This is a genomic window from Acrocarpospora corrugata (assembly GCF_009687845.1).
Taxonomy (GTDB): domain Bacteria; phylum Actinomycetota; class Actinomycetes; order Streptosporangiales; family Streptosporangiaceae; genus Acrocarpospora; species Acrocarpospora corrugata.
Map to the genome: position 1 here is coordinate 173,023 of NZ_BLAD01000049.1, position 11,312 is coordinate 184,334.

Genomic DNA, 11,312 nt, shown 5'->3' on the forward strand with positions numbered 1-11,312 from the left:
GCATGGCGATCTGTCCGGTAGGGCACGACTCGGCGGACGAGGAGTACTGCGACGTCTGCGGCGCGCTGCTGACGGGCACCCCGGCCCCGGCTCCGGTCGTCGCCCCGGACGCCGGCCAGCTGGACGACTGTCCCGACTGCGGGACGCCACGTGGCGGCCGATTCTGCGAGAGCTGCGGGTACGACTTCGTCCTCGGCGGCGGGAACCGGGGGACGCGGCGCTCCACCCCGTCCACCCCGTCCACCCCGTCCACCCCGGCCACGCCTGCCTCCGCCTGGGTCGCGGTGATCGCGGCGGACCGTGACCACTACCAGGCGATGATCGCGCAGGGCGGCCCCGACGCGGCCCGCGTCACGTTCCCGCCGTACTGCCCGGAGCGGCGGGTGCCCCTGGTCGGGCCCGAGGTCAGGATCGGGCGGCGCAGCCAGTCGCGGGCGCTGGCCCCCGAGATCGACCTGGCCGGCCCGCCCGAGGATCCCGGCGTCTCCCACCTGCACGCGGTGCTGCTCGCACAGGCCGACAGGACGTGGCAGCTCGTCGACCCGGGATCCGCCAACGGAACCCTGCTCAACGGCAAGACGGTGGAGCACAACGCGCTGATCCCGCTCGGCGACGGGGACCGCATCCACGTCGGCGCGTGGACCAGCATCACGGTGCGGAAGGGCTGAGATGGCCGTCGTCGTCCCCACCACCGGCCCCGCGCCCGCGCCTTCGCCGTCGCGCGCGCTGCGGCTGCGAACGGTTCCCGGGCGGATCCGCGCCGGCGCCGGTGTCGCCATCCTCGCCGTCGGCCTGCTGTCCGCGCTGATGGGCGTGGCCCTGGCACACGCCGGGGACGGGCTGCAGGCGATCGGGCACACAGCCGGCCCGCAGGTGGTGGCCACCGCCGACCTGTACTTCGCGCTGAGCGACATGGACGCTCAGGTGGCCACCGTGCTGCTGGCCGGCGAAGAGGGCAGGCCGGGCCGCCAGGCCGCGCTGAACCGCTACGACCAGCGCCGCGCCCAGGCCGACAGCGCCGTGCTGCAGGCCGCCGACCTGGCTCGCGGCGACCCGACCGGGCAGATGACCGTGCGCGCCGTACTCGACGGGCTCGGCCGCTACGAGCGGCTCGCGTCGCGCGCCCTGCTCCTGGACGAGCAGGCCCCGCATGCCGCAGGACCACCCTCGCAGCCGGCTCTCGAGGTATACCGCCAGGCCACCGACCTGATGCGGCTGGACCTGCTGCCCAAGGCGTACAACCTCACGCTCGACAGCGGAACCGTTGTCAGGCACGCTTACGCGGCCGAGTCGTCCGCCGTGCTGGCCGGCCGGTTCTGGGTGGCGCTCGGCGGGGCGCTCGTGCTGGCCGTCCTGGTCGCGTTGCAGGTCTTCCTGACCCGCAGGTTCCGCCGGGCGATCAACCCGGCGCTGCTGGCGGCCACCGTCGTCGTCGGCGTGCTGACCGTCGCGGGAATACTCGTCCTGCAGCGGGCGTCCGACGAGCTGCGGACGGCCAAAGAGGATGGTTTCGACTCGGTTCTCGTGCTGTCCCGGGCCCGGGCGATCGGAAACAGCCTGCACGGTGACGAGAGCAGGTATCTGCTCGACCCGCAGCGGGCGGACACCTACGAGCAGGTATACCTGGACAAGTCACAGTCGGTGCTCTACGTCCCCGGCGGGAACCTGGACAAGTACTACGCCGCGGTAGACCAGAGCGTCGCCGCCTTCCCCGGCAAGGCGGACTTCCTCGGCTTCTACGGCTCGGAGGCCGACCGCGTCACCCTGCCCGGCCAGCGCGAGGCACTGGCCAAGGTGCTCACGCGTTACCAGCAGTTCCAGCGTGATGACCGGCAGATGCGGCAGTTCGCCACCACGGGCAAGAACGGGGACGCCGTCCGGCAGGCCATGGGCACGTCGTTCGGGGCCTACGACGCTGCTCTGGTCGAGCTGACCGCGCAGCGCCGCCAGGCGTTCGACGCCGCCGTGGCGGCGGGCGACCGCGCCCTCGACGGCTGGAACCTGCTGTTGCCGGGGGCGGCGCTCGCCGCCGCCCTGCTGATCCTGGTCGGCGTCCGGCCCCGGCTCGCCGAATACCGGTGAAGGGAAGATGCTCATGGTCGCGCTGACCGGGAGGGGCCGTTCGCGGCGGGTAACCGCCTTGGCGCTGCTTGGGGCCGTGGCGCTGCTGTCAACGGCCTGCGGTGTCGGCTCGTCGGTCCTCGACAGGGATCTCCTGGTCATCGGGGTGAAGCCGGACCAGCCCGGGTTGGGGATGAAGCAGGCGGAGGGCGAGTTCGCCGGTTTCGACGTCGACGTGGCCACCTACATCGCCGGCAAGCTGGGGAAGAACGCCAGGTTCGTCGCGACCCCCTCGTCCGAGCGGGAGAAGGTGCTCATGGACGGCTCGGTGGATCTGGTCGTCGCCACCTATTCGATCACTCCGGAACGTAAGACGAAGGTGGCTTTCGGCGGGCCGTACTACGTCGCCCACCAGGACACTCTTGTACGGGCCAGTGAGAGCGCGGTCGCCGGCGTGCGGGACCTGAAGGGGCGCAAGCTGTGCCAGGTGACCGGGTCGAACTCCTGGCGTCGGGTGAAGGAGGAACGGAAGATCGCCGTGGAGTTGGTCCAGGCGGCCTCCTACAGCGAGTGCCTGGCCGATCTGAAGGCGGGGAAGGTGGACGCGGTCTCCACCGACGACCTCATCCTGGCCGGCTTCGCGACTGCGGACCTGAAGATCGTCAACGCGCCTTTCACGGATGAGCGGTACGGCGTGGGCATCCAGGCCGGGGACCTGGACGGCTGCGAGGCGGTCAACAAGGCCATCACCGAGATGTACCTGGACGGAACCGCCAAGAAGCTGCTGCAGAAGTGGTTCGGGAAGTCCGGTCTGGCCCTCACTTTCACCGTCCCCCAGTTCGAAGGCTGCGGCTGACCTCCGCCGACGACGCGGGGCGCACTTCGCCGCGAGCTCACCTGGCCCCCCGGATCACCCGGGCGCTGAACGACGCCGAGGCGCCGGGCGGGACCAGGTGGCCATCGACCCTTGTTCAAGATCACGCAGGCTATGACCCATGTTTCCCAAGCCCCCGATTGTCACTCTAAGTAACTGGAGATGACAGATCGTACTATTTGCTCAGTGCTTGGAGGAACACATGCTGCTACAGCACCCCATCCGCGACTGGACGAAGGCCATCCTCGTCGGCGCGCCGCCGCTGCTCGGCCTGTTCGTCGCAACCGGCCTCACACTCACCGGAACAGCCGAAGCCGGTACGGATCCCGAGCCCACGACCAAGATCGTGAAAAAGCAAGTCACGAACGGCGATACCACCGTTGATTGCCCCGTCGGCTACAAGTCCATCGGCAATGGTTACTCCACCTCCTACGAAAGCAGGGTCACCCGAACGTACGTCAACGGCGTCTCTGAGCAGGTCAAGCCCACCGTCAAAAGGGGCGGGACCGCGTACGCCATCTGCAGGCGCGTTTGATCACCCGACCCGCAGGTCTTCGCCCCAGAGATAGAGGCGGCCGTAGAACCGGAACGTCAGGTGACGCTGTGGCGTTCGGGTGCGCCCATGCGTTGGACGATGAAGCGCGTCGGGTCCAGGCGAAGTCACCTGGACCCGACGCCTGCCATCGGCTAGTGGGTGGTCATGCCCTGGTCCATCTCTGGGCGGCCTGGCCGTTGCACGTGGCGACGGTCACGGTGGAGCTGTTGCCGGTGCCGGTGACGTTGAGGCAGAGGTTGTTGGCGCCGCTGGTCACGGTGCCGTTGGAGTTGAAGGTCCACTGCTGGTTGCTGTTGGTATGGCAGGCCCACAGTTGCACGCGGGTGCCGGAGCCGGCGTTCGTGGGGGCGTCCAGGCACTTGCCGAGGAGCTGGAGTCTGCCGGAGCCGTAGCTGAAGAGCTGGTTGGCGTTGGTGTGGCAGTCGTAGATCTGCAACAGGGTGCCGTTGGCGTTGGCGCTGTTGGGGGAGTCGACGCAGCGCCCGGCGCTCTCGTTGCGCAGGCGGAAGCTGGTCGTGGAGGTCGGGGTGACGGTCGGCGTCACGGTCGGCGTCACGGTCGGGGTGACGGTGGGGGTGGGAGTGGGCGTCGTGCTCCCGAACTGGGAGATGAACTTCCACACCTCGCCCTTGGTCCAGGTCTGGGCGCCGTTCTCGGTGTAGGTCCCGTCCACCGGGCCGGGCGTGTGGCCGTTGTCGAACGCGGCCCAGACGACCGGGTATCCGGCGCGGCATCCGGAGTAGGCGGTGACGATGTGCGACCGGCTGCCGGAGCCCGGCTCGGGCGGGTTCTGCGCGGTGCAGCCGTTGTTACGGACGAATCTGTCGCGCAGCGTCCGTCCTTGCGAGATGTTGAGGACGTTGTCGGTGATGCCGTGCAGTCCCATGTAGGCGATGGGCTGGGTGCCGCCGCTGCATCCGCTGAGCTGCGCGCCGGAGAACACCGCGACCGCACGGAAGACCGTCGCGCGGCTGCACGCGAGGGAGAAGCTCATGCCGCCGCCGTAGCTGAATCCCATGGCGAAACGCAGCGAGGGGTCGACGCAGAGATCCGACTCGACCCGCTGCATGATGTCGTCGATGAAGGTGACGTCCTCGCCGCCGGAATTGGCCCAGCCGTTGTTGAAGCCCTGCGGCGAGACGAAGATCGCGGTGTTGTTCGACAGCTGCCGCTGTCCGTAGTAGGACCAGGAGGCCCCGCTGCTGCCGCCCGAGTCGACGTCGTTCATGTTGCCGTTCAGCCAGTGCAGGCCGAAGATCAGACGGTAGGGGTTGTTGTTGTTGTAGTTAGCGGGAATCCGCAGAATGTAGGTGCGATTCTTGCCGCTGGTGGTAATGGTCTGCGTTCCGCTGCTCAATGTCGGGTTCTTGCCGCATCCCGAGGTTCCCGCGAGCGCGGCGGCGGTGGACGCCGAGGCGTGTGTGCCGCTGCTCATCGCCGCGTGCCCCGTCACCAGGACGACAGCCGCCGCGAGCGCCACTGTCCCGAGAATGGACCTATGCTTTAACATTTGCGATTCCCTCTGGCTGTTGGGACCGGGCCGGACGATAAAGACATGTTCTGCGTTCCTCTCCATCAGCGGCATCGAATGCCCGGGCTCCGGAATCGGAGATGTGAGCGCTAACATTCACGGGGGACTTATCGGTATGCCGCTTGCGCGCTGTATGGGGTGTAGTGCAAGGGAGCAAATACGACCCGATTGTGGATGTCAAGTAACTTGATTCGCAGCCCCGGACACCGGGCCCTCGGGGCGTGCCCCTGCGCGTGCTGGCCAGGGAAGGCTCGTGCCCGCTCGCGGCGTACCGGATGAAACTTTCGTAGTGAATAGTCGGTCGCGTGCCGGACGGAGGGCAGTGGCTCCCGAAATATGATCATGGGATGCCGTCGTCACGTGCTATTGCGCCCTGCTCGGAAGTTTTGACGGAATTCCGATAGTTTCGGCCGGTATCGGCCAACCCCGGGGCGCGTGGGTCGGGGGGCCGTCATCAAGGCGGGTCCCTCGCGACGTGTGACGCGGAGGACCCTGAGATGCCGGAACCGACCTACGGTTAGTTCTCCGGCGTGCCGCCGTTCTCGACGATCAGTGCGTTGGCGTCGCGCAGGAGTGTGGCCTTGATCTGAGCGTCCGAGACGATCTTCGGATCGTTGACGGCCTCCACGAACCTCTCAAGCTTCTTGACGATCTTCTTCTTGTCCCGTTCGCGTCCCTTGTCCTCCGACACCATGACCCTGGCGCTCCGGACCTGCAACTTGACGGCGGCGGCGGGGGTGAGCTTTCGTTCGGCCTTGAACCGGTCGATCAGCGCGGAAATCTCGTCCGTCGAGGTCCAGAGGGAGAACTTCACCGTCTGCACCGTCTGCACCGTCTGCTTGCCGGCCTTGTTGACGGCGGTGACGGTGAGCGTGTGCTCACCCAGGGCCAGCCTGTACAGCCATGCCGGACAACTGGTCCGTCGCGGAGAGAACCACCGGCACGCTGTCCCCGTGCCAGCCGGCGTCGTTCGCCGGAGCGGTGCCGGCGGTGGTCACCGGCGCGATCGCGTCCGCCTTGACCGCGAGAGTCTTGGCGACCTCAACGTTGCCCGCCTTGTCGACCGAACGGTAGGCCAGCGTGTGCGAACCATCGCCGGCGATGACGACCGGCTCGGAGTAACCGGTCCATGCTCCTCCATCGAGCCGGTACTCGGTACGGCCGATCCCGCTGCCCTGCGCCTCGTCGTCGGCGGACAGCGTGACCAGCGCCGCGCCGGTGAACCAGCCACTCGCCGGCTGCGCCGGGGCGATCGTCGCGGCCGTCTCCGGCGCGAAGGTGTCGGCGAGCGTGAAGGTGTCGGTGTACGCCTTGCGGAACGGGCGCGCCAGGTCCTTGGCCTCGCCGGGGCCGTACAGCGCGGCGTCGCCGGTGTCGCTGATCAGCTCGACCTTCGCCCCGGTGACGAGCCGGTCGGGCATGACGCTGATCGCCTCCCACGCGCCGCCGACGTGGAAGTCGATCGTGGGCAGGATCTGGTTGAGCACGGGAGCCGTGGCGGGCTCGCCGTTCCACGTGTACAGCGCCCCCGTGTCGACCCCGACGCCGGGGCCGGCCACGATGAGGTACTCGTTGTTGGCGTTCCTGCGGATGTCGCGGATGGTGCGCCCGCCCAGGTTGGGCAGGATCGGGGCGCCGAACTCCGGCTGGGCCGCCGTGCCCGCGACCAGGGCGTCGAAGTTGTTCACCGGCACGATCAGCGCGCGCTCGGTGCCCTCGACGGTGATCGACGGCGCCCGGAAGCCCAGGTAGCCGATGCTGGCCGAGCCGGGCGCGAACGAGAAGCCCTCGATGTTGAACCCGTTCGGCGGGTTCGGCTGCACGTTTCTGCCGCTTGCGGCGACGAACATCAGCCGGTTGGCGCCCAGCCCGTGCCCGTTGCTGGAGTCCCAGGCCAGCAGCTCGTTCCAGAGCGAGGTGTAAGCCCGGCTGCCGGCGATCTCGGTGCTCGCGCCGGAGCCGCGCACCGTCGTGGTGAACAGGGTCTTGCGCGAGGGACGGCTCTCGCCGGAGCGGTTGTTTCCGTGGGACCCGAGCCAGTAGATCAGGTTGCCGACCCGCGCGGCGCTCTCCAGGTCGATCTCCAGATTGGTACCACCGTCGAACTCCTTGTCCGGGTAGCCGCTCTGGCCGCTCTGGTAGAGCTTGACGGTCTGGTGCTCGTCGTCGGCCACGAGCACGTAGTCGTCACCGGCGTCCACCGCGGCGGAGGCGTCCGCGTCGCCGTAGTAGTACGTCGCGGTCGACGAGGGGGTCGGCAGCGACGCGAAGTAGGACACGTCCACCGTGCTGGTGTTCCCGTCCAAGTCCTTCGCGGTGAACGTCAGGACCACTCCGTCGATCTTCTGGGTCAGCGCCGGGCTGATCCGGACCGTGCGGGTAGCGCCGGTTCCGGTGACCGTGACCTGCGCCGGGGTGATCAGCGGGTTGCTCGACGACACCGTCACCGCGACGTCCTCCACCGGCGTGTCCCCGTCGGTGAGCGTGAGGGTCAGGTCCGCGTTCTCCGCGGTGTCGAGCGTCGTGATGATCTGGCTACGGCTCGCTTTGATCAACGGCCTCGGGCCCGGCCCGAACAGTGCCGTGACCGGCACCGAAGCCGAGGCCTTGAAGTCCGCCGACAGGGTCGGCACGAACTCTGCCATGATCTCCTGCGGGCCGTCCGCCGCGACAGTCGCCGTCACCTGCGCGGTGCCGTCCACGAGCGTCGCGAGTGAGCTACTGGAACCCGTGGTGAGGTTGACCAGCCGCACTTGGCCCGTCGCCGTGGCCGGGGTCACCGTCAAGGTCGCGGTGTAGGGCACATCCCGTTCAAGCCCGTCCGGCAGGGTCAGCGTTGTGGCGGTGGGCACCGCAGCAGAAACCGCGTCGAAGTCGACCGCCACAGGGGTCGTGCGGTTCTCGTCGGTGCCGTCGCCCAGCTGGCCCTGGCTGTTGAAGCCCCAGGCGTAGACCTTCCCGTCGGTACCGATCGCCGCAGCCCCTCTGTTGGACCCCGACACCGTGGCGAACCGCACCCCGCCGGGATCGCGCCCCGGGCCACCACCACCGGCGCCATCCGCTGCGTCGTGGTTCCGTCGCCGATCTGCCCGTCGGGTCTGATAGCGCGGCCCACGCCCATGCCGGGAAACCCCAGCAACCGCCAGTTCGGGGCAGTTGCCTGATCGTCCGGTAAAGACATTCCAAGATCGCTTGTCAGGCTGGACGGCGGTCCGAGGGGCTCGACACGGTGGACCCATGTCCGAATCTTGGAAGCCCTGCGCACAATCGGTGATCCGGCGTCCGAACGCCATCACGCTGACGGCCGCAGTGATGAGCGTTGCGCTGACCGCGGGGACCGCGCACGCCGACTACGCGCCGCCGGCGAGCACCGCGACCGCGGCACCGTTCGTGCTCTCCGCCGCCGGCAAGCCGCTGCTGACGCTCGGTGGCAGCTCGGCCGCCTACCCGGGCGACCCCGGCACGAACACCGGCACCGTGAACAACGTCCAGCTCGGCGCGACGTCGGTGCCGATCGGCGGCGGCAATGTCCCGCTGAGCAGCATCCTGAACCTCGACGGCTTCGCGTCGATGGCCAGCAGCCGCACCGCCGCGTCCGGGGCGACCGACACGGACGCGGCCTCCGGGACGCTCGGCGGCGCCGCCGGCCCGGCCAGCCCGGTCTCGGTGAACCTGCTGGCCCTGGGTGGCTCCAAACTGGTGCCACCGAGCCTGGTCGACAACGTGACCGCGACCTTCGGAGCGTTCTCGTCACGGACGAAGTTCGTCAACGGCAAGCTCCAGCCCGCCGAGTACCGGGTCGGCCAGGCGAGCCTGCTCATCGGCTCCCCAGCGGTGAAGGACGCCGCCGGCCAGCTCTACCAGGCCATCGGCGGCGTCGACCGGCAGATCGAGCAGATGGTCAACCAGAAGGCCAACCTCGCCCCCCTGAAGTCCCTGCTGACCCCGCTCGGCGTGCCGTCCCCGACGCTGACCGTGCAGTCCGACACCCGGGACAAGATCTTCGGGAGGCTGCTCGCCAGGCCGCTGACGTCGCACAACAAGGTCGTCACGATCGACTTCTCCACCGGCACGGTGACCGTCCACCTGGACCAGCTCGTCGGCGGGCTGAACGACAAACCGGCCAACACCGAGCTGATCAGCTCCAAGGACTACCACCTGATCACCCAGGCGATTCACGATGTCATGCACGACGCCGCCGACATCGCCCTCGGCACGATCAGCAACTCGCTGGACGCGGTGAAGCTCACCCTGCGCTGGGCCGGTCCGGTCGCGCTGGGCGGAAAAATGGACATCGCCTGGAACTTCACCCTGCGGCAGGCACTCGACGGCACCATGCCGCAGCCGGTGAGCACCAGCACCGGTGTGGCCGCCCCGCTGGCCGCGGCACTGCTCACCACGCTGACCAAGAGCCTGAGCACTGTCGGCAAGGTGTTCAAGCCGGCTTCCGACCTGATCCTCGCCAACGCGGGGGACGGCAGTGCGCGCCGCGCCGCCCGCCTGAACCTTGCCAAGGCGGGTGACAATATCTTCGACCTGCTGATCACCAGGATCAAGTTCGGGTTCACCTCCACCGTGGTGAACATGATCCTGCCGGTCTTCACCATGGCCAACCAGGTGCTCTCGGTTCAAATCAACCACCAGGAGCCCCGGACCTGCATCCTGCCGTCCGGCGTCCGGCTGCCGAACGCACGGTTCACCTCGGCCCTTTCGATCAACTTCCTGAAATCCACGGTCGCGGTCCGGCTCGACCTGGGCCTGTCCTCCGGTTCGGTGGCCATTCCCAACTGTAAGTAATCTGCCCAACCGCCTCGCAGGAGGGGTGCCACGGTTGCTGTGGCACCCCGTCTCCGCGTGCCGCCTAATTCCCACGGAAGGTGAATGCCGTGCAGCGCACGCGCGCCGTCGTCGTCTCGTCCGCCGCCGTGCTGGCGCTGTTCGCCGACGGGAACGGTACTGGCGCGGCGATACGGGAGGACCAGCGGAACGCCCCACCGGCCGTCGCCGCCCGCGGCGTGACCTCGGCCGCGCAGGTGGCCCCCGGCGAGGAGTGCGCGGACGGCGGCACCCCGATCAGCCACCGGTTCGCCGCCGGCAGCGCCTGGCAGATGTGCTGGCGGATCGACCCGCACGCCGGGCTCGTGCTCGGCCAGATCCGCTATCTCGCCCCCGGCCGGAACCCGCTGCCGGTCATCAAGGAGCTGACGCTCGGCCAGCTCGAGGTCCCGTACGACACCGGACTGGACACCACGAAGGACATCACCGAGGTCGGGTTCGGCGGGCGCAGCATGATCGCCCGGTCCGCGGTGGACTGCGCGGGCAAGCGGATCAACGCGAGCATCCCGGATTACGGGACCGGCGCGGTCGGCGGTGCCGAGAACCGCGCGGTGCTGTGCGCCGAGGACCGCGACACCGGGCTGGGACGTCGCAGTAGCTATGGCGGACACCTCGCCGTGTCACGCGGGCACAGCTTCGACCTGAGCACCCTGTCGATCGTCGGCTGGTATGAGTACCTCACCGTCTACAGCTTCGCCGACAACGGTGCCATCACCCCGCAACTCGGCGCGACCGGCGACCTGTCCCCGAAGGACCACTCCACCGACCCGAAATGGGGCTCGCCAACCGCTGACGGGGCGGTGAGCCACAGCCACAACGCGGTCTGGCGCATCCGCTGGGACCTGGGCGGCCCACAGACCGTCGAGGAGTACGACGCCGAATTCACCGGCCGGACCGGCCCGAAGGCCCCCATCCTCGCCGGTTCCTGGTCCCCGCTCACCCGCGAGACCACCCGGCGGGTCGCACCGCGACGCTTCTGGCGGGTGCTTGGCCCCCACCGGAACCCCAACGGCCACCAGATCTCCTACACGATCTCCAACGACGCCACCGCGAGCTACGGCTACGACGTGGCGTTCTCCCAGCACAACCCGTGCGAGCTCTACGCCTCCGACAACCTGCTCGCAGGGTGCCCCACCGACACCGTCCCGCAGTTCGTGTCCGACCACCAGCTCCTGTCCGACGTCGTGTCCTGGGTCGCGGTCTCCTTTCACCACGTCCCCCGCCCTGAAGACCGCTCCCCGATGGAAATGCACTGGCAGGGCTTCACCACCACTCCCTTCGCCGCATTCCCCCAGAACCCCCTGACCCCACCAAACCGCGAGCACCTGCTTCAACCCCCAGCAAATCCCCTCGCAGGGCACCTGAGATGAGCTTGGCGCGCGGGTCTCCCGGACTTGTCCGCGTACACGTCCTTGCTGTGCAACGCCGGTGTCCCGCTCCGTCAGCGCGACCTG

9 protein-coding genes are annotated in these 11,312 nt (G+C 68.7%); 6 read left to right on the plus strand and 3 right to left on the minus strand.

The genetic code is table 11. The features are described from left to right. Positions 1-2 precede the first annotated feature (2 nt). The 4 genes from Acor_RS16850 to Acor_RS16865 all read left to right on the plus strand — a co-directional run bounded on the left by Acor_RS16850 (position 3) and on the right by Acor_RS16865 (position 3,470). Positions 3-668 (plus strand): FHA domain-containing protein, encoded by a 666-nt coding sequence (locus Acor_RS16850; RefSeq protein ID WP_155337602.1) that lies wholly within the window; start codon positions 3-5, stop codon positions 666-668. 1 nt (position 669) lies between these two features. Continuing rightward, positions 670-2,082 carry a hypothetical protein gene (locus tag Acor_RS16855; RefSeq protein WP_155337603.1) on the plus strand — a complete coding sequence of 471 codons (1,413 nt, stop codon included), beginning with the start codon at positions 670-672 and terminating at the stop codon, positions 2,080-2,082. Positions 2,083-2,158: 76 nt separating this feature from the next. Further along, positions 2,159-2,917: a glutamate ABC transporter substrate-binding protein gene (locus Acor_RS16860; protein ID WP_246238695.1), complete on the plus strand. Its 759-nt coding sequence runs from the start codon at positions 2,159-2,161 to the stop codon at positions 2,915-2,917. 220 nt (positions 2,918-3,137) lie between these two features. Further along, positions 3,138-3,470, plus strand: coding sequence for a hypothetical protein (locus Acor_RS16865; protein ID WP_155337605.1), 333 nt, complete (start codon positions 3,138-3,140; stop codon positions 3,468-3,470). A 163-nt stretch (positions 3,471-3,633) separates the two neighbouring features. Here the strand turns inward: Acor_RS16865 and Acor_RS16870 are convergent, their stop codons facing one another. The 3 genes from Acor_RS16870 to Acor_RS16880 form a co-directional block, all read right to left on the minus strand. Continuing rightward, positions 3,634-5,001, minus strand: coding sequence for a ricin-type beta-trefoil lectin domain protein (locus Acor_RS16870; protein WP_155337606.1), 1,368 nt, complete (start codon positions 4,999-5,001; stop codon positions 3,634-3,636). A gap of 538 nt (positions 5,002-5,539) precedes the next feature. After that, positions 5,540-5,845 (minus strand): FIMAH domain-containing protein, encoded by a 306-nt coding sequence (locus tag Acor_RS16875; RefSeq protein WP_155337607.1) that lies wholly within the window; start codon positions 5,843-5,845, stop codon positions 5,540-5,542. Positions 5,846-5,900: 55 nt separating this feature from the next. After that, on the minus strand, positions 5,901-8,039 hold the full coding sequence (locus Acor_RS16880) for an RCC1-like domain-containing protein (RefSeq protein WP_170316961.1): 2,139 nt from the start codon (positions 8,037-8,039) through the stop codon (positions 5,901-5,903). Positions 8,040-8,334: 295 nt separating this feature from the next. Between Acor_RS16880 and Acor_RS16885 the strand changes: the two genes are divergently transcribed. Both Acor_RS16885 and Acor_RS16890 read left to right on the plus strand, forming a co-directional pair. Beyond that, positions 8,335-9,819: a choice-of-anchor G family protein gene (locus tag Acor_RS16885; protein WP_170316962.1), complete on the plus strand. Its 1,485-nt coding sequence runs from the start codon at positions 8,335-8,337 to the stop codon at positions 9,817-9,819. Positions 9,820-9,908: 89 nt separating this feature from the next. Next, the gene (locus tag Acor_RS16890; RefSeq protein ID WP_155337610.1) at positions 9,909-11,228 is read left to right on the plus strand and encodes a copper amine oxidase; all 1,320 of its coding nucleotides are present in this window, start codon (positions 9,909-9,911) and stop codon (positions 11,226-11,228) included. Positions 11,229-11,312: the final 84 nt, after the last annotated feature.